At 61.6% G+C, this 23,448-nt stretch carries 22 protein-coding genes; 3 read left to right on the top strand and 19 right to left on the bottom strand.

The window, feature by feature from the left end:
- Nucleotides 1-17 precede the first annotated feature (17 nt).
- Genes THEVEDRAFT_RS02635 through thrC form a run of 4 tightly spaced genes read right to left on the bottom strand, consistent with a single transcriptional unit; the run spans nucleotide 18 to nucleotide 4,238 of the window.
- Nucleotides 18-1,025, bottom strand: coding sequence for an aspartate-semialdehyde dehydrogenase (locus THEVEDRAFT_RS02635; RefSeq protein ID WP_006583181.1), 1,008 nt, complete (start codon nucleotides 1,023-1,025; stop codon nucleotides 18-20).
- Nucleotides 1,025-2,263 (bottom strand): aspartate kinase, encoded by a 1,239-nt coding sequence (locus tag THEVEDRAFT_RS02630; RefSeq protein WP_006583180.1) that lies wholly within the window; start codon nucleotides 2,261-2,263, stop codon nucleotides 1,025-1,027. Before THEVEDRAFT_RS02630 ends, THEVEDRAFT_RS02635 begins: the two co-directional genes overlap by 1 nt.
- Nucleotides 2,264-2,268: 5 nt before the next feature.
- Nucleotides 2,269-3,207, bottom strand: a complete 939-nt coding sequence (gene thrB, locus THEVEDRAFT_RS02625; protein ID WP_006583179.1) for a homoserine kinase — start codon at nucleotides 3,205-3,207, stop codon at nucleotides 2,269-2,271.
- A complete protein-coding gene (gene thrC / locus THEVEDRAFT_RS02620) occupies nucleotides 3,204-4,238 on the bottom strand; it encodes a threonine synthase (RefSeq protein WP_006583178.1) in 1,035 nt (344 codons plus the stop codon). Before thrC ends, thrB begins: the two co-directional genes overlap by 4 nt.
- A 712-nt stretch (nucleotides 4,239-4,950) precedes the next feature.
- On the opposite strand from thrC, the gene greA reads away from it, so the two are divergent.
- A complete protein-coding gene (gene greA, locus THEVEDRAFT_RS02615) occupies nucleotides 4,951-5,445 on the top strand; it encodes a transcription elongation factor GreA (RefSeq protein WP_006583177.1) in 495 nt (164 codons plus the stop codon).
- A gap of 194 nt (nucleotides 5,446-5,639) precedes the next feature.
- Complete coding sequence (locus THEVEDRAFT_RS02610) at nucleotides 5,640-6,914, top strand: ArsB/NhaD family transporter (protein ID WP_006583176.1); 1,275 nt, start codon at nucleotides 5,640-5,642, stop codon at nucleotides 6,912-6,914.
- Nucleotides 6,915-7,174: 260 nt separating this feature from the next.
- Here THEVEDRAFT_RS02610 and THEVEDRAFT_RS02605 read toward each other — a convergent pair whose 3' ends face one another.
- The 12 genes from THEVEDRAFT_RS02605 to THEVEDRAFT_RS02555 form a co-directional block, all read right to left on the bottom strand.
- Nucleotides 7,175-8,104 carry a D-alanine--D-alanine ligase family protein gene (locus tag THEVEDRAFT_RS02605; protein WP_006583175.1) on the bottom strand — a complete coding sequence of 310 codons (930 nt, stop codon included), beginning with the start codon at nucleotides 8,102-8,104 and terminating at the stop codon, nucleotides 7,175-7,177.
- 38 nt (nucleotides 8,105-8,142) lie between these two features.
- The gene (locus THEVEDRAFT_RS02600; protein ID WP_006583174.1) at nucleotides 8,143-9,927 is read right to left on the bottom strand and encodes an LPS-assembly protein LptD; all 1,785 of its coding nucleotides are present in this window, start codon (nucleotides 9,925-9,927) and stop codon (nucleotides 8,143-8,145) included.
- Entirely contained in the window at nucleotides 9,928-10,473 is a 546-nt protein-coding gene (locus THEVEDRAFT_RS02595; RefSeq protein ID WP_006583173.1) for a hypothetical protein, read from the bottom strand.
- Nucleotides 10,463-11,689, bottom strand: a complete 1,227-nt coding sequence (locus tag THEVEDRAFT_RS09135) for a hypothetical protein (RefSeq protein ID WP_006583172.1) — start codon at nucleotides 11,687-11,689, stop codon at nucleotides 10,463-10,465. Before THEVEDRAFT_RS09135 ends, THEVEDRAFT_RS02595 begins: the two co-directional genes overlap by 11 nt.
- A gap of 28 nt (nucleotides 11,690-11,717) precedes the next feature.
- A complete protein-coding gene (locus THEVEDRAFT_RS02585; RefSeq protein WP_006583171.1) occupies nucleotides 11,718-12,164 on the bottom strand; it encodes a hypothetical protein in 447 nt (148 codons plus the stop codon).
- On the bottom strand, nucleotides 12,161-13,162 hold the full coding sequence (locus tag THEVEDRAFT_RS02580; RefSeq protein ID WP_040825640.1) for a hypothetical protein: 1,002 nt from the start codon (nucleotides 13,160-13,162) through the stop codon (nucleotides 12,161-12,163). The genes THEVEDRAFT_RS02585 and THEVEDRAFT_RS02580 overlap by 4 nt, the downstream gene beginning before the upstream one ends.
- Nucleotides 13,163-13,254: 92 nt before the next feature.
- Entirely contained in the window at nucleotides 13,255-14,856 is a 1,602-nt protein-coding gene (locus THEVEDRAFT_RS02575; protein WP_006583169.1) for a CTP synthase, read from the bottom strand.
- 55 nt (nucleotides 14,857-14,911) lie between these two features.
- Entirely contained in the window at nucleotides 14,912-15,130 is a 219-nt protein-coding gene (locus THEVEDRAFT_RS09800; protein WP_245522707.1) for a M23 family metallopeptidase, read from the bottom strand.
- Nucleotides 15,090-16,211: a LysM peptidoglycan-binding domain-containing protein gene (locus THEVEDRAFT_RS02570; protein ID WP_245522706.1), complete on the bottom strand. Its 1,122-nt coding sequence runs from the start codon at nucleotides 16,209-16,211 to the stop codon at nucleotides 15,090-15,092. Before THEVEDRAFT_RS02570 ends, THEVEDRAFT_RS09800 begins: the two co-directional genes overlap by 41 nt.
- A gap of 23 nt (nucleotides 16,212-16,234) precedes the next feature.
- The gene (gene rho / locus THEVEDRAFT_RS02565) at nucleotides 16,235-17,617 is read right to left on the bottom strand and encodes a transcription termination factor Rho (RefSeq protein ID WP_006583167.1); all 1,383 of its coding nucleotides are present in this window, start codon (nucleotides 17,615-17,617) and stop codon (nucleotides 16,235-16,237) included.
- On the bottom strand, nucleotides 17,610-18,266 hold the full coding sequence (fsa, locus tag THEVEDRAFT_RS02560) for a fructose-6-phosphate aldolase (protein WP_040825153.1): 657 nt from the start codon (nucleotides 18,264-18,266) through the stop codon (nucleotides 17,610-17,612). The genes rho and fsa overlap by 8 nt, the downstream gene beginning before the upstream one ends.
- A 181-nt stretch (nucleotides 18,267-18,447) precedes the next feature.
- Nucleotides 18,448-18,894 (bottom strand): hypothetical protein, encoded by a 447-nt coding sequence (locus THEVEDRAFT_RS02555; protein ID WP_006583165.1) that lies wholly within the window; start codon nucleotides 18,892-18,894, stop codon nucleotides 18,448-18,450.
- Nucleotides 18,895-19,046: 152 nt separating this feature from the next.
- Here THEVEDRAFT_RS02555 and THEVEDRAFT_RS02550 point away from each other — a divergent pair, with 152 nt between their 5' ends.
- A complete protein-coding gene (locus THEVEDRAFT_RS02550) occupies nucleotides 19,047-19,556 on the top strand; it encodes an ECF transporter S component (protein ID WP_006583164.1) in 510 nt (169 codons plus the stop codon).
- Between the two features lie 192 nt (nucleotides 19,557-19,748).
- On the opposite strand, the gene THEVEDRAFT_RS02545 is transcribed toward THEVEDRAFT_RS02550, so the two are convergent.
- The 3 genes from THEVEDRAFT_RS02545 to pfkA form a co-directional block, all read right to left on the bottom strand.
- On the bottom strand, nucleotides 19,749-21,086 hold the full coding sequence (locus THEVEDRAFT_RS02545) for a sodium-dependent transporter (RefSeq protein ID WP_006583163.1): 1,338 nt from the start codon (nucleotides 21,084-21,086) through the stop codon (nucleotides 19,749-19,751).
- A gap of 482 nt (nucleotides 21,087-21,568) precedes the next feature.
- Nucleotides 21,569-22,417, bottom strand: a complete 849-nt coding sequence (locus THEVEDRAFT_RS02540; RefSeq protein ID WP_006583162.1) for a glutamate cyclase domain-containing protein — start codon at nucleotides 22,415-22,417, stop codon at nucleotides 21,569-21,571.
- A gap of 4 nt (nucleotides 22,418-22,421) precedes the next feature.
- The gene (gene pfkA, locus THEVEDRAFT_RS02535) at nucleotides 22,422-23,381 is read right to left on the bottom strand and encodes a 6-phosphofructokinase (RefSeq protein WP_006583161.1); all 960 of its coding nucleotides are present in this window, start codon (nucleotides 23,379-23,381) and stop codon (nucleotides 22,422-22,424) included.
- Between the last annotated feature and the right edge of the window lie 67 nt (nucleotides 23,382-23,448).

Raw genomic sequence — 23,448 nt, 5'->3', positions numbered from 1 at the left:
TTGTTCACAGGGAGAAGCTAAACCCGCGCACCGCCGGAGAAGAGGGCCTCCCCTATCTGGACCGCGTTCAGCGCCGCCCCCTTGAGGAGGTTGTCCGCCACCACCCACATGGCAAGGCCGTTCTCAAGCCCCGTGTCGGGCCTTATGCGCCCCACCAGCACCTCTCCCCGGCCGGCCCCGTCATGAGGGGTGGGATAAACGGCCCCCTTGGGGTCGTCCATTACCTCAACCCCCTTGAAACCCGCCAGGATCTCCCGGGCCTCACGGGGGTCCGGCTTCTCCTCGAAGGAGGCGGATATGGCCTCCCCATGGCAGTTGAAGGTGGGAACCCGAACGGTGGCGGAGCTGACCTTAAGGTGAGGCATACCAAGTATCTTCCGAGACTCCCTCACCATCTTCCACTCCTCTTCGGATATCCCCTGGTCATCAAAGCTTCCTATGTGAGGCAGCAGGTTGAAGGCGATATCCCTGGGATAAACGGAGCTCTCCCAGGGCTGCCCCGCCAGGTAGGCCGCGGACGCCCCCTTGAGCTCCTCCACCGCCCCCCTGCCCGTGCCGGACACGGACTGATAGGTGACCGCGGAGAAGTAACAAAGGCCGTAGCGCCTGTGAAGGGGATAAAGGACCATGAGGGCCTGAATAGTGGCGCAGTTGGGGTTGGCCACTATGCCCCTGTGCCAGGCGAGGTCCGCGGCGTTTATCTCCGGCACCACCAGCGGCACCTGGGGGTCCATCCTCCAGGCGGAGCTGTTGTCCACCACCACCGCCCCCTTGGAAGCCGCCACGGGGGCCCAGGCCTTGGAGGGCCCGGATCCAGCGGAGAACAGGGCCAGCGACACCCCCTCGAAGTGGCGTTCCTCCACCGGAAGGACCTCCAGCTCCTCCCCCCGGAAGATCACGGCCCTTCCCCTGGACCGTTCGGACCCCAACGGGAGCACCTGATCCACCGGCAGGGAGCTCCTCTCAAGACACTCCAGCATCCGGCCACCCACAAGACCGGTGGCCCCAAGAACCGCTACCTTCATCAGAAAGACGCCTCCTCTATAAACACCTCGTGAAGGGCCCTTACGGCCTCGTCACAGCGATTGGCGGGCACCACGCAGGTGAGGGAGAGGGAGTTGGAGGATATCATGTCTATGTTTATCCCCTCCTCCGCCAAGGCCTGGAACATCCGGACCGGAAGCTCCGGATGGTTCGCTATCCCAGCTCCCACCACGGACACCCTGGCTATCTCGGAGTCAAAGCCAACCCCCTGGGCCTCAACCTCCTCGCAGAAGCCCCTGGTTATGTCTATTGCCTCGTCCAGACAGGTCTTCTTGACCAGAAAGGTTATGTCGTTGAGGCCTCCCCTCATGGTGTTCTGGATTATCATCTCCGCCCCGATCCCACGATCCGCCAGGCTCCGGAAGAGCCTCAAAGCCACACCGGGCATGTCCGGGACCCCTATCACTGTTATCTTCGCCACCTTGGTATCGTGAACCACCGCCTTTATGACAAGACCTTCGCTCACCGGGTTAGTCATCACCCAAGTCCCCTCCTCATCGGTGAAGCTGGAGCCCACGTAAAGGGGCACCTGGTACCTCATGGCCATCTCCACGCTCCGAGCCTGAAGCACCTTGGCCCCCAGGGCGGACATCTCCATGCACTCCTCGTAGCTTATGCCCTTAAGCTTCACGGCCCCCTTAACCAACTTGGGGTCCGCGGACATTATTCCCGCCACGTCCTTCAATATCTGGCAGCTCTGAGCCCTGAGGGCCGCAGCCAGGGCCACGGCGGATAGATCAGACCCACCCCTCCCAAGGGTTATCACGTCCCCTGAGTCGGTCACCGCCTGGAAGCCGGTTACCACCGGCACGAGTCCCTTATCCAGGGCCTCTTCCACCGCCGACGCATCCACTCGGTATATGCGCCCCTCGGTGGGAAACCCCACCGCCTTAAACCCCGCCTGGGCGGCGGTGAACGAAACCGCCCCAACCCCCTCCCCCTGAAGGGCCAGGGCCAGGAGCGCCACGCTCTGCTGCTCCCCGGTGGCCAAAAGCTGATCCAGCTCCCGGCCATCGCACCTGAGGGAGACGTCCCGGGCCAAGGACAAAAGCCTGTCGGTGGTGCTGCCCATGGCGGACACCACCACCGCCACCCGGAAACCCTGATCCTTAACGCCCTTTATCCGGCGGGCCACCTCCCTCATCCTATCCGGGTCCGCCACGGAGCTTCCACCGAACTTCAGGACCGTTAAAGGGGCATCGGACCTCACGTCAACCACATGGATCACCTCCCTGCAAGGCGTCTAACCTCGGCGCCGGAAACCGGACAGTGAAGGACGAAGAACCTAGACCTCACCCCGTGCTCCATGAAGGTGCCGCACATGGCCTGGGCCACCAGGCTGGGAGAGCCCTTCGCCAGGGCGATGACGCTTGGTCCGGAGCCGCTTATGGCCACCCCAAGACAGCCCGGCACGGACTTAACCCGATCCATTATCACCTCGCCGCCTGGGAAAAGCTTGGACCTGTAGGGTTGGTGCAGCCGGTCGTCCATCCCAAAGGACAAGAGGTCAAACCTTCCGACGGACCAGGCGGCGGCCAGGAGGGCCGCCCTTCCAAGGTTGAAAACCGCATCCTCGAAGCTTACCGTCTTGGGCAGCGCACTTCGAGCCTCGCGGGTGTTGACCATCACGTCCGGCACCGCTACCACCGCCATTAGGTCCCTAGGAGGCTGGGGGAGCTTCAAGTACTTGAGCCCCTGATCACCGAAACAGCTCACCACCACACCGCCTAGAAGGCATGGGACCACGTTATCCGGATGTCCCTCGAGGCGGACCATCAACTCCAAAAGGTCCTCCTGGGAGGCCTTCCTCCCCGACACCTCCGCCGCCAGGAGCACCCCCGCCACCACCGCGGTGGCGGAGCTCCCAAGACCGCGGCTCAAGGGTATGGCGTTGTGACACCGGAGCCAAAGGCCTGGGCAGCGGACACCCATGGCCTCACAGGCCGCAAGATAGCTTTTGACCACCCCGTTCTCCTGGGACAGCGATAGATCCCAGGACCCCGTCCCCTCACCTATCACCTCCACCTTGAACTCCCCCTCCGGGAGCAGCTCCATCAGGTCAAAGACGTTGTACAGGGAAAGGGCCATCCCCATGGCGTCGAAGCCGGAGCCAAGGTTGGCGCTGGTTGCCGGGGCCTTAACGGACAAGATCGGGCGCCTCATCCCAACACCTCCCTTATGGCGTCTTGGTCCGCCTCCACCTCCAACAGATCCCCCGCCATCCCCAAGGGGGTCTCCAGGTCCTTAAGGCCGTTGCCGGTGAGCACCATTACCACCTTTATCCCCTTGGGAAGCCTACCCTGGGACTTGAGCTTGAAGAGCCCCGCCAGGGGGGCGCAGGAGGCGGGCTCGGCAAATATGCCGCACCGGGCAAGCCTCATCTGGGCTTCAAGTATCTCCCGATCGGACACCGCCTCGAAGAAGCCGCCGCTAATCTTGACCGCCCAGCGAGCCTTTGAGGCGTTGACGGGTTTACCTATCCTTATGGCGGTGGCCACGGTGTTGGGGCTGTCAACAAACGTACCGCTCACCATGGGGGACGCCCCCTCCGCCTGAAAGCCCACCATCGCAGGAACCTTGCGGATCAGCCCCTCCCTCAGGTACCGCATGAAACCCGCCCAGTAGGCGGTTATGTTGCCCGCGTTGCCCACCGGGATTGCCAACCAGTCCGGGGAATCTTTCAACTGGTCACATATCTCGAACGCACCGGACATCTGCCCCTTAAGCCTCATGGGGTTCACCGAGTTGACCACCTTCAACCCAAGCTGAGGGGCCATCTCCCGCACCAGCTTTAGGGCGTCGTCGAAGCTGCCCTTCACCGCCACCACCTTGGCGCCGTAGATGAGCGCCTGGGCCACCTTGCCTTTGGCAACCTTACCGCTTGGCAGCAGCACCGAGCAGGAAAGCCCTCCGGCGGAGGCGTAAGCGGCGGCGGAGGCGGAGGTGTTCCCGGTGGAGGCGCATATAACCCCCCTCGCCCCCTCCTCCATGGCCTTTGACACCGCCAACACCATCCCCCGGTCCTTGAAGGAGCCGGTGGGGTTCGCCCCCTCCACCTTGGCCCACAGCTGAACCTCCAAGAGCTCCTCCAACCTACCCAACCGGACCAGCGGCGTGTTCCCCTCCCCCAGGTCAAGACGGGGACTCCCCGGTGAAATGGGGAAAAACCTGCCGTAGCGACTAAGGATTCCCAAAGAAGCCACCCCCTCTAGGTATGAGCAAGGCGGCCCCGTCGTCAGGAGACGGGGCCGCCGCGGTTCCACTCCAGTTCCCCAAGCCCCTCAGCAGCTGCCGAGGTCGGCTGGGGCCCTCAAAGCCCTCTTTCGTGGGGCATCCGTGCGCCTTGCACCCCAAGAAATCCGCACCCATGACACCAGGCACGAACACCGCGGAGTTTTCTCGGCGCCCGCTCCGGGACGGTCTTCCCAACGAAACCGCAGGATCCCTCCCAGCCCATGAGGATCCCTCTCTGGGGCGGTTGAACGCTGGTACTCTTCCCTTCATGGCGTTAGCTATTCATCTGTGGATCCCATATGCCCACAGGACCTTAAATTGGGAGGTTTTATACAATATGCGGCCCTCCTTGTCAACGGCCTTACGAACAACATCCCTCTTGAGGCACCCCCAGATGACCTCAGGGGTGAAAACTCCTGGGCCCATCCGCCGGCACACTGGGTAAGGGGAAAAGGGAGCACAAGGAGCAGGCGGTACGGTACCGGTAGACCCCCCGCGTTATAAAGCTAAGATTGGAGAGGGGCCCCGGGAGGAGACAATTTATCCTGCAAGGGCTTTTAAAAGGAACCAGCTTATGGTATATTTCAGCGTCTGATGGATACGGAATCGCCCTTAGGGCGAGGAAGGTCCCTAGGGGAAAAACAACATGAAGAGTCTTCGGAGGTATGGTTTATGGCCATTCAGCGTTCCAGCGAGGATCAGGTGATAATGACCCGTGAGGGTTATGAGAAGCTAAAGCAGGAGTTGGCCTCCCTAAGGGGAGACGGCAGGTCTGAGATAGCCTCCAAGCTGGAGGAAGCGAGGGCCTTCGGGGATTTGAGCGAGAACGCGGAGTACCACGCCGCCAAGGAGGAGCAGGAGAAGCTAGAGAGCCGCATCATGTGGCTTGAGTACCAGCTGAGCAAGGCCAAGGTGGTGGAGGCCTCCGACATAGACACCAGCATCGTGAGCCTCGGCACCAAGGTGGTTTTGAGGGACCTGGACACGAACCAAACCTTCACCTACGTGCTGGTGGGGTCCGAGGAGGCGGATCCAAAGGCCAACAGGATATCCGCCCAGAGCCCGGTGGGCAAGGCCATAATAGGCAAGTCCGCAGGGGAGGACGTGCTGGTAAGGGTTCCCAAGGGGACAAGACATCTCAAGATAGAGGATATATCAATAGAGTAATGGGCGATAGCCCAGATCAGGACCGATGAAGGGCCCCAAGCGGGTCCTTTTTTGCTTGATCATCATCAAACACCAACGCTGTTCACTCTTTCTCATCTTCTCATCGGCCCTTGGGGAATGCGGCTTCGGGAAAGACGCGAAAATCGTCTTCGTGCGGTGATCCAGTTACCCAAAATATCAAGGGGTGAGTTCGGATGGAGATGGGTAATCCGCAGTGGATAGGGCTCCTGGTGTTTACAGCCACCTACGGGCTCATCGTTTCGGAAAAGCTGGACCGGGTTGCAGCCGCCATGGGAGGCATCTGCGCGGTCCTGTTGCTCCGCCTGGTGGATCAGGAGCAGGCCTTTTCATTCATAGACTTCAATACCATAGGGCTCCTCATGGGGATGATGATCCTGGTGGGGGTGGTCAAGAAGACCGGTCTAATAGAGCTCGCGGCGGTTAAGGCCATATCGCTGAGCTCCGGAAGCCCTTTGAAGCTCATCGTGCTGCTGTCGGTTCTAACCGCGGTGGTGTCATCGTTCCTGGACAACGTGACCACGGTCCTGATAACCGGTCCCATTGTGATGGCGGTGTGTGACGTATTGGACCTCAACCCCATGCCCTTCGCCCTGTCAATGATATTCGCCTCCAACATAGGCGGCGCCGCCACCCTCATAGGAGATCCTCCAAACATCCTAATAGGTTCCGCCGCAAAGCTCAGTTTCAACGACTTCATAGCCAACATGGCGATACCGAGCGCCGTATCCCTCGCGGCGTCCATCCTGACCGTGATAATCATCTACCGAAAGGACCTGTCGGACTCCCCCAGGAGCTCCGTAAACTTCGACCAGGGGCGTCAACGGCTGGACCCGGTAATAACCCCCAGGGTCCTTGTGATACTGGCCATGGTCATGGGGGCCTTCCTCCTTCATCATGCGCTGCACCTGGAGGCGGCCACCATAGCCCTCACCGGCGCCGCAGCGGCCCTTATCACCTGCAAGGTCGACGTGGAGGAGCTGATCATGCACGAGGTGGACTGGGTGACCCTGGTCTTCTTCTCCGCCCTCTTCATGCTGGTGGGGACCGTGGACCACCTGGGCATAATCTCCAAGGGCGCCAGGCTAATGGTCAACCAGCTAGGCAATAACCCAAGGGTCGTATCCATGGTTATCATATGGGGATCCGGCGTCATATCCGGAGTGGTGGACAACGTGCCCTACGCGGCGGCCATGATACCAATGGTCCGGGACCTGGCCCACTTCACCGGGACTAACATAACACCCCTCTGGTGGTCTTTGGCACTTGGCTCGTGCCTTGGGGGGAACAGCACCCTGGTTGGGGCATCGGCAAACATAGTCACCGCCAGGATCGCCCAGCGGAGCGGATGCAACATCACGTTCACGGGCTTTTTAAAGGCCGGCATCCCGGTGTCAGCCCTGACCCTTTTGATCTCCTCCGCTTACGTGCTGATCCGCTATTACTGGTAGACGTCCGCCAAGCTTCCAACGAGCTTGAAGCTGCGGTGCCCCGGCGAGTACTGTGTTCACACCCGCAGCGTTTACCCCACAAGGCAAACCCGGCGAGCAGTCCAAGAGGGCAAAGGGGTGAGGGCTCCCCTTAAAACCTGGGAAACCCTCGAAGACCACCTGAAAAGGCCTCCTAAAGATGTGAAGCGGACGGAACCCTACCGGGGGGCTCGGTCCGCTTCCTCCCTCCTAAAGGCCAGTGAAAACCCGCCTCACAGGCCCTACAGCCTAAGGGATGTCTCGCATATACGGCGCAGCATCTCCTCGAAGGACCATCCGAAGGCCTTTGCCGCCTTTGGCACCAGGCTGGTGGCGGTCATGCCCGGCGCGGTGTTGACCTCCAGCACGTAGGCCCGGCACGTTCCCTCCTCCAACCTCAGATCCACCCTGGAGTATACCGAACACCCCATGGCAACATAGGCCCTCACAGCCGCATCGGATACCTCCTTAAGCTCCTCATGGGTCAACGGGGCAGGACATAAGTACTCGGTCATGCCGGGGGTATACTTGCTGTTGTAATCGTAAAAGCCCCCAACCGGCCTTATCTCCACCGGAGGCAGGGCGAAGACCCCATCCTCACCATCGAAGACCGCCACTGTGAGCTCCCGTCCTGCTATGAACCTCTCCGCCACCACCTTACGGTCGTATCGCACGGCCTCTTGGAGGGCCCCGCCAAGGTCGCCGGGGTTATCCACGATGCCTATCCCCACGGTGCTGCCGCATCGGCAGGGTTTAACCACTATCCTGCCCCACCGCTCAAGGGCGTCGCCAAGCAGGTCCCCGGGGCAGCGTCCATCGTCGACCACGACCCCTGGAGGCACCAGAACCCCCCGGGACTCCAACACCGCCCTCGTGACATCCTTGTCCATGCAGGCCCAGCAGGCCCCCCACCTGGGCCCCGTGTAGGGGATCCCGTGGGCCTCCAGCAAGCACTGGAGGGTACCGTCCTCTCCCCACCCGCCGTGAAGGGCCACGAACACCATATCCACCCCGGTCTCCTCTGCCCTACGGGCCACCGCAAGTGGGGACGGGGCATCAAAAGCCTCCACCGACCAGCCAAGACCACGAAGGGCCCCGGCAACCGCCTCCCCGGAGCGCAGGGATACCTCCCTCTCGGGGCTGTCCCCACCATAAGCCACCAAAACCTTCAATCCGATCTCACTGTCCTTTCAAAGAGCAACCTAAATCCTCACCTTGCCGGCAGGTCATCACCAGATGCACCGTCCCCATCACCCACGTCCTTCGATGCCGGGGACGGAGACTCGTAGATCTCGTCGAACCGCTGCACCATGGGCTCGTAGTACGAACTGTCCTCAAATGTCCTGATGGGAGCATCCTTGAGCCTAAGGTTTAACCCAAACCACCGGTCCCCGTCGGCACGGTTGTCCTTAAGCACCAGATCCCACACCAGGCAGTGGTGCTTGTACGACACGGTGTAAACCATGCGGGCCAGGGAAGAGGCCCTTAGGTCATAGCCCGCCTGCAAGGAAACCCGCCAGTTGTAGTCCCCCTTGGGGTCCCCAAGGTAGAACGAAGCGGTGTGATAAAGGTTCTCCGCCTCGGAGTAGCGGTCCCACTCCATGGGGGAGGATCCGGATACCCAGCGCCTGGCGTAGACGGTGGACATGTCGACCCCACCGATCCGCCAATCCATGCCGACCTCGCCGTAGGTAGTGCTCTGATGATCCCCCCCGCTGTAGGCGTGGTACAGCTGGGACAAGTAAAACCTAGGCTTTACACCCCCTCCAAGTCCGGACCATGCCAGTTCACCGGAGAGGGACTTCCTCTCGAAGTCCTTTAGGCTCTCCTCGTATCGGCCGTAAAGGGCCCCGAGCCGCCACATCATATTCCCACTTCCAGCCCTTACCCAGGGACCGTACAAGGAGACCTCCGGCTCCCGGTAGAGGAAGTAAGTATCATTGCGTCCCAGGGTCTTCTCAACCTTAAGGAGCTCCCGCTGGGACCAAACCGCCGAACCGGAGAAGTCTCCAAGGGCCCATCGGACACCCCACTTGGGGCGCCAGAGGGTCTCCTCCATGGTGGTGTCGTAAACCCGGTCCACCCGGCCGAAGACCGCCCCCCAATCCGAAAGCTGATAGTTTAACTCCATCCAGCCCTCCGGGGAGACCTTCGTCCAACCCATGAGACCCATGGATAGGTCCAGCCCCTCCCCCACCAGGGGCCCGGAGATGCCCATCCCCACCCCCTTGGTTGAATCGTACTTGACGAAGGGGACAAAGGAGTCCTGCCGCTCCCCCTTAGACCTCCGGTCCCTCACCACGTAGTCGAAGGGGTAGCTGAAAAGGAGCCTCCCCCCCAGGTAAACCTGGGGCTTCCTTATAACCGTGGACCTCCCGGGAATGACCACCACCTGTTTCGCCTTGAGAACGTAATGGGGGTTGGGCAGTTCACATGTGGTGGCGGACACGTCCTTCCACACCGCCGCATCTTTTGTATCATCGGGGTTCTTATTACCGCGGATACCCAGAGCCGCCCTTCGGGAAACAAGCCCCCGGGACACCGCCTCATCCAATGGCATGAACTCCAAGTCGGCACCCCTTATGAAGATCCCATGATCCTCACCGTGAGCCGAGGTGAGCACCCCGAGGCGGTCATCCAAACGGTAGACCAGTCGAAGGCCGTTGAGCCGCCTGCCCTTGGACATCACCACCACCTCTCCGCCGGGGGACCAGGCCTCCACCCGGCTCGCCTGAGCATCGTAAACTATGTTCTCCGCGAAGAGCCTAAGGTCTCCATGGGTCAGACGAGCATTGCCCGCGGCGGTGGCAACCCCGGTATCCTCCTGATAGACCACCTGATCCGCCGTAAGCCTAGCCTCCTGGACCTCTTGAGCGGCCCCAAGGGGGGACGGCAAGCCCAAAAGGGAAACCATCAACAGCACGATAACCCCCGACAGGAACCGCAGCTTAGGTCCTAGATGCCCCTTGGGGGGATGCGGATTTCGATGGAACAACTACCTCACCTCCATGAGAAGCTCTACGTTCCCCTCGAGGACCACCCGGCGGGATCCCTCCACCGTGCCCCTGTCCCCCCTGGCGGACATGCGGTCCCGGCGCACCTGAACTCCTCCATCGAAGTGCCAGACGTCCTCTTGAAAGCTGTAGACCCCCCGATCCCCGGAGAGCTCATACCTACGTCCCCCTAAGGTCCAGACACCCCAAAGTTCCTTGAGCTCCACGGAGTTCAGGTCCTCGTCGTAAGAGCCCTCCTCCGCCTCAAGCTTACCCGAAGGGGATCCCTGGGGGCCCTTGAGCACCGTAAGGCCCTTGGCCTTGATCGTGCCCCCCGCCTTGACCGCTGACCTCGAGGTCATCCTCCACTCCACGCCGCCGACGGTCCTCGCCAGCGACAGCCCCTCCGCCTCCACGTCGGGAAGGGCCTTAAGGCCCGAGGGGGCCTCCCTTTTTTGAAGCCCAAGATCCCTCACCATGTACAAAAGAAATGTAGAAACCCCGATTACCCCGAGAACCCATAAAACCAGTCTCCTCTTACCAGTCAACCCTGTAGCGCCCCCCTTCCTCGACCAGGCGGAAGGTCTCGGTCTTGATCATCTTCACCATGAGGAACCTCTGGGTGGCCGAAACCCTGGCGGAGTCTCCCTCTATGGATACCCTGTATCCCTCTTTCAGGGCCCAACGGAAGGGATGGGAGCCAAGGCGCGACATCAGCTGGTCCTTCCCCTGTGAACGGGCCATGGAGGACATCATCCCATAGGCCGCCTCTAAATCATCCCTACGCCAGGCGTCCAGGAAGGCCTTGAGGGCCTCCTCCATGGCCTTCCTGTCATCCCTTTGGGGCTCCTCCTTCTTCGGGGGCTGGACCTTAGGTTGCTCCGGAGGGACGCTATGGGACTGAATCGATTCTTCCGTCCCCTTGGCATCCTTAGGCACCGGAACCGTTTCCGATCCTTGGCCCTTTGAGGGCTTAGGCTCCTGTCTAGGGTTAAGATCCTCCTTCCGGGGCTTGGGGGCCGCCTGGGGGGCTTCCGCCACCGGCCTTTCCGTCCGTTTGGGCGTGGGAACCCTGACCTCCGGCGCCTTGGCTCCTTCCTTCTCATCCCCCTTGTAGGACCTGGAGGATCCCCTTGACGCCTCCTGGGGCTTCACCGGGGAAGCGGTTCCCTTGAGGTCCCCAGTGCCGGCCCCGCCGGAGGGCGTGGATGGAAGCTCCACGACTACCGGGGAGGGGAGGATTCCCTTGATCTCGATCCTGTAGGGGGGCACAGCCTCCCTTGGGAAGAACACCAACCCCTGGACCAAACCCGATATGGGCTGGTCCAGCCGGCGGTCGTAAGCGGAGGGTTTGAAGACCCGCCCTTTGGAACTCAAGGACAGTTTGTCCTTAAGGGGCGCAAGCCGCAGAGGGCTTCCGAAAACCTGAATCGTGAGGAGGAAGGGCCTTGAGGTGTTCATCCTAAGCTGTTCCCGGAAGGACCTTTCGTAGGCAGAGGCGTCCTTTGGAGAAAGCCCCCTCCTTTTGGACTCCAGGTTAACCCAGGCGGGGACCATCTCCTCCGGGTAGTGGACCAGCCATACCACGCAGTCGCTTCCCCACCTTATGGCGCTCCAGCGGTCAAGGTGCAGGGCCACCGTCTCCTCCGGCGAGGCAGCGAAGCAGGGCCTTACCGGAAATCCCAGGACCGTAAGTACGAACAGGGCTGCTCCGGCAGCCCCCAAAACGCCGAGGACCTGCCGGAGCGATCTCTCCACCGCCAAGACGTCACGCCTCCGCTTCCAAGGGGGATTAGAGCCTAAGATCTATTATGGCGGACACCCCTACCCCCTGGACCCGGCGGAACTGCTGCAGCGGGTTCTCCGAGTCTATGGGTATCAGCACCTTAACCCTGAGCTTGTCCTGGAAGCTGGTCTCCAGCTGGGCCACCGCCTTGGTCCTGTTGACCGCCCCGGAAGGGCCGGAAACCTGGGCCGCCCCTATCCTTGTGCCGTCCCCTATGGAGACTATGGGGACCACCTTAGTGGAGGACTGGTTCTCCAATCCCTTGTTGAAGGTTATGGTGTTTATGAACTTGTTAAGGGGCTCCGCCACTGCGGACACTAGAAACCCCCCGCCCACAACCCCTATTATGCTGCCAAGGTCTATGGCAAAGGCGGGTATCCCCAAGGCCAGGACCAGCCCACCCGACACGAGCCATTTGGCTAACCTCTTCTTGTTCACGGTCTTACCGATCAATTACCAACACCTCCGGTCGAGTTTGCGTTGTTACCGCTGTTAAGCAGCGGGGCCAGTTCCTTGGCTATGGGGTAGCCGAACACCTGCCCCTCCCCGGCGGTCTCCAGGTAGAACTGGGTTCCCGCGGGGACGGTCTTGTCGTCCCCCCGGACCAGAAAGCCCCCCGCGATACCCAGGGGGCCGAACAGGGCAAGCCCCGCCACGCTGGCCCCCGCGGCGCCCACCAGGCTCTTGTCAAGCTCCGTGGCCTTCTTGGAGGCCTCTCCCATCACCACCGGGATGGTCTCGGCCCCCAAAGACTCGAGCCCCTGGAAGGAGAGCTTCACGTTTGAGGGACGTCCGAAGCTCCTAGGGCCTTCCACGCTCTCCACCGACGCCATCACCCGGCTGCCCTTGGGGGCCACCAGAACCTGGTTTACCGACAGGTCCTCCGCCAGCTCCAGTTTGACCCGGTCCCCGGGCTTGGAGTATCGGGCGGACAGGGGCTGCAGCAGGTTCACCTTGAAGACCCGCCCCGCCGGAACCGTCACCAGGGTGGACTGCAACCCCCCGGGCAGCAGCTTGGTCATCATCCGCTCAAGCCGCATGGAAAGCGGACCCTGTTGGATGGATCCCTCCAGCACCTGTTCCAGGGATTCTATCCTCGAGGCGGCGAAACGCTCGGGGCTCACCTTCTTGAACAGCGCCCACTCCGCCACCGAGAGCTTGAAGAGGAAGCCCGGCTGCCCCTGGGTACCCCGGTCCAAGAACTGCACCAGCGCGTTCTGCCTTTCAACCAGGCTGCCCGGCAGCTCCCGCCCAAAAAGGTCCTTCTCGGCCCTGGCGAGCCGCTCGAAAAGCCCACCCGCCTGGGGACCCCCGTACAGCACGGTCTCCACCTTCTCAAGGCTCTGGGTGAACCCCGAGGGGACCTCTCCGGTCCCGTCCGCCAAGGCACTAAGCGGCAGGATCAACAAGCAAAGCACCACAAGCAGGGCGGAAAGGACATTACGCGGCATCCTAATGAGTTCCCTGGACAAACCGATCACCTCCAAAATCTCCAAAATTGCCGTTCACAAGGAGCCCAAGTTTTAAAAGGGGGTCTTGGGACCTAAACCTGTGCTCGCTTGATAGCAGAGGCCACGAACCCCCGGAAGAGGGGATGGGGCCTGACCGGCCGGGACAGGAACTCCGGGTGGAACTGGACCCCCACGAACCAGGGGTGGTCTTTGAGCTCCAGTATCTCCACCAGGTCCTTCTCCTCGTAGAGTCCCGCCACGGTCATCCCCGCCTCGGCGAAGCGCTTGCGGTAATCGTTGTTGAACTCGTAACGGTGCCGGTGCCTCTCCATTACCAGGTCCGTCCCGTAGGCCTCCCTAGCCCTGGTACCGGGGGACAACCTGCAGGGGTATGCCCCGAGCCTCATGGTGCCCCCAAGACGGGAGATGTTCCTCTGCTCCTCCATGAGGTGTATGACCGGGTTAGGGGTACCGGGGTCCATCTCGGAGCTGTGGGCCGCCGCTATTCCCAGGACGTTCCGGGCGAACTCAACCGCCGCCACGTGCATCCCAAGGCAGAGCCCCAGGTAAGGGATCCCCTGGGTCCTGGCGTAGGAGGCGGCCAGGACCTTCCCCTCGAACCCCCTGGAGCCGAAGCCCCCTGGCACCAGGATGCCGCTCACCCCCGCAAGGACCGCCTCCGCCCCGTGCTGTTCCACGTCCTCCGCCTCCACGGAGCGCACGTTTACCTTGACGCCGTTGGCGGTGCCACCGTGGGAAAGGGCTTCCACGACGCTCAGGTAGGCGTCCTTGAGCCCCGTGTACTTGCCCACCATGGCGATCTCCACATCCCTATGGAGGTCCTTGGAGGCCTTGAGGAACTCAACCCAATCGGTGAGGTCCACGTCGGAGAAGCCGGAGAGCCCCAGCTTCCGGAGCACCAGCTGGTCGAAGTTCTGGCGCATGAGCTCGATAGGCACCTGGTAGATGCTCTCCGCGTCCAGTGCCTCAATCACCGAGTCCTTGGGCACGTTGCAGAACAGGGCTATCTTGTCCCTTATGTCCCGGTCCAAGGGGTACTGGCTCCGACAGACGATCACGTCCGGCTGGATCCCTATGCGCCGCAGCTCGTTGACGCTGTGCTGGGTGGGCTTGGTCTTGAGCTCCCCCGCGGCGCCGATGTAGGGTACCAGGGTCACGTGACAGTAGAGCACGTTCTCCCGGCCCACCCTGCCGGAGAACTGGCGGATGGACTCAAGGAACGGCAGGCCCTCGATGTCCCCCACGGTGCCGCCTATCTCGGCGATCACCACGTCCCGGCCCTCCGCCACCTTGAGGACCCGCTCCTGGATCTCGTTGGTTATGTGGGGTATCACCTGGACCGTGGCGCCCAGGTAGAGCCCCTCCCGCTCCTTCTTTATCACCGACGAGTAGATCTTACCGGTGGTGACGTTGTTGGCCCCCGAGAGGGACTCATCTATGAAGCGCTCGTAGTGCCCCAGGTCCAGGTCGGTCTCGGCTCCGTCGTCGGTGACGAAGACCTCCCCGTGTTGGAAGGGGTTCATGGTGCCCGCATCGACGTTGATGTAGGGATCAAGCTTTATGATGGAAACCTTGAGCCCCCGGCGCTTGAGAAGGGCCCCCAGGGAGGCGGCGGTTATCCCCTTGCCCAGGGACGACACCACGCCTCCGGTGACGAAAACGAACTTAGCCATCTCTATACACGCTCCCCCGTACTTTCTTTTAGTTCCATACCTCCGGCAGACCGAGCTATCGGAGGGTTTTCAATGGGTTCACCGGAACCCCGCCTACCCGCACCTCGAAGTGCAGGTGCGCCCCGGTGGACCTGCCGGTGCTTCCCACCCGGGCTATTATATCCCCTTGAGAGACCTTCCTGCCCTCGGACACCAAGAGGGCACTGCAGTGGGCATAAAGGGTGGAGGTGCCGTTAGGGTGCTGAACCACCACGGTCTTGCCGTATCCGCTCATCCAGCCGGAGTAGACCACCAGGCCGGACAGGGCCGCCCGGATCTCTCTGCCATGGGGGGCGTTTTATGTCCAATCCGGTGTGGAAACCCCTCCTCCCCCCAAAGGGATCGGACCTCCACCCGAAGGGGCTGTTTATCCTTCCCGTCACGGGCCATATCATGCGTCTTGAGGCACCGCGCCTTTCCACCGCCTGGGAGGCCTGTTCGTCTATCTCCACCTTGGCGCCGGGGATGAAGATCTCCTCCCCCTCCCGCAGGGTAGCGGATTGATCAAGGCCGTTGGCGGACCGTATGGCCTCCGGGTAGACGTCGTACTTGTCCGCCAACCGGGCGACCGTGTCTCCCCGGCGGACCTTGACGAATATACCGTCCTGGTTGGGGATCCTGACGGAGCTGCCGGGCCTTATAAGTTCCCCGGCGCTTCGGTTGGCCCCGAAGAGGGTGTTAACGTCCAGCCCGAAGGAGTTCGCTATGGACCACAGGGAATCCCCTTCCTTTACGGTGTAGTAGCGGACCTCCACCTTGGGAGGGTTCTTCTCCGCCTCCTCCTCCATGCGGCGAAGGTGTTTCACGTGGGCTAGGGTTTCGAGAACCTTATCGGCCCCCAGGGGGACGAACAGGACCTGCCCCTCTTGGATGGAATCAGGATCCTTTATGTCGTTGGCGGCAACCAGGTCCTTCACCTTAAGTCCGTGCCTCTGGGCTATCACCGAGAGGCTTTCCCCCTCCTGAACCGTGACCTCCTGCCAGACCTTACCGATCTCTTCCTTGTCCTTGGGGCGCTGGTCCGCGTCCATTATGACCAGCCCGTCGTCGGAAAGGCTCGGGGCGTCGAAGGGGCCTACACCGAAAACCCTGCCGCCCGGAACCGTCATCTCCCGGTTCTTAGGCTGCGCAGAGGTGGCGGACGCGTCCACCATCAGGAACCCGGACCCGCTCGGCGCCACCATGCCGTCCTGCCCGGTTATGTCCGCCCAGAGAAGCCCGGACCTCTCTGCCGCCCCCATCGATACCGCAGCGGTGGCGGCGAAAGCCGCAGCAGCAAAGGCCCAAAGGCCCCCGCGTCCTCGGGGTTTAAACATAAAATCTCCTCCCTTACGGGGACCTAGGCCATCTTCACGGTGGCCAGAAAGTCCCTGTTTGTAGGGGTGCTCTTCAACTTCTCAAGGATCAGGGAGAGCACCTCCGCCTCGTCCATGTTGGCTATCCGACGCCGGAGCACCCACAGCTTCTGCAGATCCTCCTCGCTCATGAGGAGGTCCTCCCTCCTGGTGCCGGACCTGGTGATGTCCACCGCCGGGAATATCCGCTGCTCCGATATCTTCCTGGACAGGTGAACCTCCATGTTGCCGGTCCCCTTGAACTCCTCGTATATCACGTCATCCATCCGGCTTCCGGTCTCCACCAGGGCGGTGCCTATGATGGTGAGGCTGCCCCCGGACTCTATGTTCCTGGCGGCCCCGAAGAACCGCTTGGGAAAGTACAGGGCCGCTGGATCCATACCCCCCGAAAGGGTCCTTCCGGAAGGGGGCACCACCAGGTTGGAGGCCCTGGCGAGCCGGGTTATGGAGTCCAGGAGGAGGACCACGTCCCTCCTGGCCTCCACCAGACGCTTGGCCTTCTCAAGCGCCAAGGAGGCAACCCGGATGTGCTCGTCCGAGGGCCTGTCGAAGGTGGAGGCTATGATCTCCCCCTTCACGGACCTGGCCATGTCGGTGACCTCCTCGGGGCGCTCGTCTATGAGCAGCACCATTAGGGTGACCTCCGGGTGGTTATGGGTCACCGCGTTGGCGATCTTCTTGAGCAGCGTGGTCTTCCCCGCCTTGGGAGGGGACACGATGAGGGCCCTCTGCCCCTTCCCTATGGGGGCGAACAGGTCTATGAGCCGGGTGGATATCTCCTGTGGGATGGTCTCCAGCCTAAGGCGCCTATCCGGGAATATGGGGGTCAAGGACTCAAAGGCCGGACGGGACCGAAGGGTGTCCGGGTCCTGATAGTTCACGGTCTCCACCCTGACCAGGGCCTCATAGTGCTCCTGATCCTTGGGGGGCCGCACAACACCCCACACCAGGTCGCCGTTCCTAAGGCCGAAGCGCTTTATCTGAGAGGGGGACACGTATATGTCCCCGGCGCTGGGCAGAAGCCCCGGGCCCCTGAGGAAGCCGAACCCTTCGGGCATGCACTCCAGGGTCCCTCCCCCGAGCCGCTGTCCCTGCTTCTCCGAGTGGGCCTTGAGGACCGCAAGGACCAGGTCGTCCTTCTTCATGGAGGAGAAACCGGACACCCCCGCCTCCTTGGCAAGCCTCCTGAGCTCCGTGACCCCCATGGAGCTCAGCTTGGTGAACGAGAGCTTGGGGGCCTGGGACTGCTGGGAGCCTCGTCTCGAACGCCCCGTCCTCTTGGTCTCCTTAAGCTCCCCCTTCTCCTTGTTGTTGTCCTCTGCGGGGGCCTCCTCGGCGGGGCGCAAATCCATTACCACGTCATCCATTGTCCTTTGACAGCTCCTGCCAGTCCTTAAGGAACCTCTGTATCCCCTGATCGGTCAACGGATGCTTGAAGAGATCCGCCAACACCTTGTAGGGAACCGTTGCAATGTGGGCTCCCGCAACGGCGGAGTCGAACACGTGCTTGGAGTGCCTCAGGCTGGCGGCTATTATCTCGGTCTCTATGTTGTGAATGGAGAAAACCTCCGCCACATCTCTCACCAAACCAATGCCGTCCTCCCCGATGTCGTCCAACCTGCCCACGAAGGGGCTCACGTAGGAGGCCCCCGCCGCGGCGGCCAGAAGGGCCTGCTGGGGGGAGAACACCAGCGTAACGTTGGTCCTTATGCCCTCGGAGGAGAGCACCTTAACCGCCCTCATGCCCTCCTGGGTCATGGGGATCTTTATGACCACGTTTTCCCTCAGGGCCGCCAGCTCCCGGGCCTCCGCCACCATACCCTCCGCCTCGAGGGAGATCACCTCCGCGCTGACCGGACCGTCCACCATCTGGGCTATCTTCTTCACGTGGGAGTGAAAGTCCCTCACACCCTCCCGGGCCACCAGGGTTGGGTTGGTGGTAACCCCGCTTATGACCCCCATGGATATTGCGGACCTTATCTCCTCCAGGTTTGCGGTATCAAGAAAGAACCTCAGCTTAATCTCCTCCCTTTCATCCCTTTAAAATTATAGAATCCAAAAAAACAACGAACTCCCCGACCCCCTGATCGTTCAAAGCTCAAAAGTCCCAGGGGCAGCCCCTAGGGGTCACAAGACAAAACCCACAGCACGCCTGGAAGCCCCATCCAGGCCATGGCATCCCCCTGGGCACTGGGGGTCAGCGGACCTTGAACCTAACGGACCCAAGCCGCCGGATTCCCCATATGACGCTCACGTCGTAATCCCCCGGGGGCAGGGGGCTTCCATCCTCTTTCAACAGGTAGAAGGCCTTCCTGCCGTCGCCCTTGTGCAGGGTGAGCATCTCCTTTTGTATCACCTTTCCCCGATGGGACCATATTATGACCACCTGCTCCTCCCCGGGGGAACGGTAGCGGAAGAAGATGCATACCTGTCTTACGTCCCCAGGAAACTCCGATGAGACCTCTTGGGGCTCCATGGAGTCCGAGAGGTCTGCACATGATACCGCGTCAAAAACTTCAAGCCGGTCCACGAAGGATCCCGCCCCGAACACCCAAAGGCTCATCAGGAAGAGCACGAAGGCCCCGGCGTAGAGGGCCAGGACGCTTTTATCCCTGCTGAGGACCTTGCGAATCAGATCTCTCATCCTGTCATCAGTACCTCCCAAGGATGGGATGGACCGGCGTGCCAGATGGGCTCCCGCCAAGGGCGGGGTTGTGCATGGCGAAGAGGCTTTACCGGTGGGAAAATCCATGCAGAACAAGATACCACAAAAAAACAAAGGGAGGAACACCGAAGATGAAGGAAAGCGAAACTTTGCCAAACACCTTGGCCCTTGGGGCCCTTTGCGCCGCCTTGGTGACGGTGCTCACCATGGTATCGGTGCCGGTGCCGGGTTACAGGCTTTACTTCAACCTGGGGGAGGGTGGGGTATACCTATCGGCGCTCCTGTTCGGTCCCAGGACGGGGTTCCTCGCCGGTGCGCTTGGGGCCTCCGCGGGGGATCTCATCCTGGGATACCCCATGTGGGCGCCCTTGTCGTTCGTCATCAAGGGATTGGAGGGGTTTGTAACCGGGTACCTGGCCCGCAGGACCAAGCCGATCTGGGCCATGGGGGCGGGGGCGCTGGTGATGATAACCGGCTACACCGCCGGCGCTTACGTTATGTACGGCGCCGCGGCGGCCCCGGTGGAGACCATGACGGACCTGGTGCAGACATCGGTGGGGATGGTGGCGGCCCTCGCGGTGCTAAGGCCCCTTAAGAACCTGCTGAAGGAGCGGTTTAAAAAGAGCGCCCCCCGGGAATAGCCCCAGATGTTAAATCGAGAGGGGGGGGCGGTTAGCCCCCCTCTCCCACCACTGGGCACAAGGCCCACATCCGGCGGCTCCGGCGGCCTTGCGAAGCGGGTGGGTCATCTTCCATCTGGTCCACCTCGTCCATAATGCACGGCCTTGCCCGGCTTCCCTCAGCCCCCTCGGGAGATACGCCTTCGAGGGGCTTCAGCGGATGCTGCCGATGAAGACCCAGGTCACCGCTATGGGGGCCAGCACCCGGCAGGAGAAGACCCAGAAGGCCTCCAGGGGTCTTGGAAGTCGCCCGCCACGGCGCACCTCTTCCCTGGCCCCGTCAAACCAGCTCCAGCCGGCGAAGACGGAGATGAAGATCCCTCCAAGGGGGAGCAGGACGTTGCTGGCCAAGAAGTCCATGGCTCCCATGAAGTCCATACCGAAGACCTTGGGGAAGTGGCCGCCCAGGGAAAGGGCGGAGGGGATGCCCAGGAGGAATGTGGCAAAGCCCAAGATCCAGGAGGCCCTTGCCCGATCCCAGCGGAACTCGTCCTTGAAGTAGGCCACGCAGACCTCGAGGAGCGAAACCGAGGAGGTTATGGCGGCGAAGAAGAGAAGCAGGAAGAACAAGAACGAGAACGCGGATCCCATGGGCATCCTGGCGAACACCGCGGGGAGGGTTATGAATATGAGCCCCGGGCCCGAGGTGGGCTCCATTCCGAAGGCGAACACCGCGGGGAAGATGACGAACCCCACGAGTATGGCCACCGCCACGTCCATCAAGGTGACCACCGTCACCGAGTAGGGCAGGGACTCCCGGTTCCCCAGGTAGCTGCCGTAGGTTATCATGCACCCCATGCCCACGGAGAGGGAGAAGAAGGCCTGGCCAAGGGCATCCAGCACCGTTTTGGAGCTCATCTTGGAGAAGTCGGGCTTGAGGTAGAACTCCACCCCCTTCATTGCGCCGTCCAACGTGAGGGAGCGAACCATCAGCACAGAGAGGATGACGAAGAGAAGGGGCATCATGACCTTGCAGTAGCGCTCTATGCCGTTTCCTATGCCCTTGTAGACTATCCATATGGTGGCCAGCATGAAGGCCGCCTGGTAGGCCACCTGTTGACGCCAGTCCCACGTGAAGGCCCTGAAGACCCCTTCGGCGTTCCCCTTGAGGGCCTGGGGCATCAGGGAGCCGAAGGACTTAACCATGTACGCCACGGTCCACCCCGCCACAACCCCATAGAAGGATAGGATGACGAACCCAGCCACCACCCCGGCCCATCCCACCATGGGCCAAAGGCCTCCCTTGAGCTTTCTGAAGGAGCCCACCGCGTTGAGCCCCCCTCCGCGCCCGATGGCCATCTCCGCCAGCATCACCGGCATGCCTATTGCCGCCACCATCAAGAGGTACAGCAGAAGGAATATGCCGCCCCCGTTTATACCCGCCAGGTATGGGAAGCGCCATATGTTGCCAAGCCCCACCGCGGACCCCGCAGCGGCCATGATGAACCCAAGACGGCTACTCCACTGTTCCCTTCCGCCAGACACGGACATCACCCCTTTTAAAAAAAGACATATACTCATTTTCCCATACAAAAACATGCCAAAAACCCACTATACACAAAAAAATAAAAAGCCCTACAAGACACCACCCCCTCATAATCACCAGTTTAATAATTAGCGAACACGATAGACAACAGATAAAATTTATCGAATATAAAGCCATTATGGGTCGTATTTGTCAAGTGTTAGCGGGAATTTTTCAGCAAAACAAAAACAGTGGACACCTTATCCCATGCTACTGCAAATTAAGTAATTATCATGACAGCCAATAAACGCAAATTCAAAACCCGCGGGAGGACTGGAGAGGAACAGGAGGGGTAAAATACGATGCAACGATCACGAGGGACCAGAAGACCAAACGACTAGGCGCCCGATGACCTAAATAGGGCGAAACAAAATGCGGCAGGCCACGAAGGACCCGCCGCAAGAATCAAACCCCTTGACACAACCATAAAAGGCCATGAAGACCAGCGTCAAACCCAAGGCCCACGGGACACCCCTCCGGGGAAACAGGTCTTGAGCTCCACCAGAACCCGCCCAAGCTCTTCCTCCCCGAAGCCGTCCACGGAGCGCTGACGTTTAAGGACCGCGCCATCCACGGCTCCGGCGTCCAACATGGCCTCCAGCATTAGCATCTCCTCCCCCGGCCCGGGGAGCGCACCGCCGCCGAAGGCCTCACCGGCCAGGGCATAAGCCCCCCAGTTGGACACGTCCACCGGCAAGGGGAAGTGAGAGCCCACCACGGAAAGACAGGGAGCAAAACGGGGGAGCATGGCGGACAATGGCTCCCTGAGGCTCCCCATGCCGGCCTCGTTGCCCCCGTCACCCACCGCCGCCACCCAAGGCCCATCGGGAGTCCCTAGGGCCTCAAGGGCCAACTCGTCCACCGGGGCCACCCATGTGGTCACGTCCCGACCCCTCATGTTCCTGTAGGTGCCATCCCCGGAACGGCCTATCCTCTCCACGTACAACAGGAGGTCAAAGTCGGAAACCGCAGCCTCCCCGGGCTCAAAGGGCTGAACCACCGCATGAGGAACCCCCGCCGCCTGGGCCGCCGCGGCCACACCGGCCACGCAATCCCGGTCGGTTAACACCCTCACGGAAGCACCCCTCTCAAGGAGGCACCTTGCCAGCCACACCCCGCCGGGGGGGCCGTCGGTCTCGGGGACCATGGCCTCGGGGATCAAAAAACCCGTCACCACCGCCACCCGCTCCGCCTCCCTCAACGCCCTGGCGGCCCCGTGAAGCCAAGCGGGGTGGAAGAGCCTTGGCGCCCCCCTCCCCGCCCTGTCAGAGGCTATGATCTCCCCTACGGAAGCCATGGGATCATATGCTGAGACAGTCCACCAGCTCCATCATCTCCCGGTTCAGGGGCTTCCGCTCCTCCCAGGAGGTGGACAGGGGGGGAGTCACTATTCGTCCGTCCACGTATCCCACCATGAACCCCTTATGACCCTCCAACAGGGAGTTCACCGCCGCAGCCCCCATTCGGGAGGCGAGAACCGCGTCGAAGGAGGAAGGGGCACCACCCCGCTGGATGTGACCCAGAACGGTTATGCGGGCCTCGTAGCCCCCGGTGTCCTTCAACTGCTCCGCCAGCTCCCCCGCGGACATCACACCCTCCGCCAGGATTATCATGGAGTGGGTCTTGCCCCTCTGGCGGGCGTAGCGCAGCTTATCGCAGAGGTCCTCTATCTTGAAGGGCACCTCCGGCACCAGCACGTACTCCGCACCGGAAGCCACACCCACCTCGAGGGCCAGGAACCCGGCGGAACGCCCCATGACCTCCACTATAAAGAGCCGGTCGTGGCTTGAGGCGGTATCCCTCAGCTTCTGGACCGCCTCTAGGGCGGTGTTGCAGGCGGTGTCAAACCCTATGGTGTAATCGGTGCCGGCTATGTCGTTGTCTATGGTCCCAGGGATGCCCGCCACGGGGAATCCCATCTCATGAAGCCTCCAGGCCCCCTTGAACGAACCATCCCCCCCTATGACCACCAGGGCGTCTATGTCATACTCCTTTAGCCTGGCGTAAGCCTCGTTCACCCCCTCGGGCCGGCGAAAACGCTCACTCCTGGCGGTCCTGAGTATGGTACCACCCCTGAGGATTATTCCCCCCACGGAACTCTTCGTTAGGGGTATGCCATCCCCATCAAGGAGGCCTTCGTAGCCCCGCCTGAACCCTATCACGTCGAGGCCTTTGTATATGGCCGTCCTGGTCACCGCTCTTATGGCGGCGTTCATACCCGGCGAGTCTCCGCCGCTGGTAAGCACCGCTATCCTCTTCAAACCACCATCTCCCCTCTTCTCCATCTAACCCCGAAGGGCCCCGGAAGGGGCCCAACGGCATGGGACA

Source organism: Thermanaerovibrio velox DSM 12556, assembly GCF_000237825.1.
Lineage (GTDB): Bacteria > Synergistota > Synergistia > Synergistales > Synergistaceae > Thermanaerovibrio > Thermanaerovibrio velox.
The sequence above is the reverse complement of the archived record's forward strand: the minus strand, read 5'-3'. Positions and strand labels throughout refer to the sequence as shown.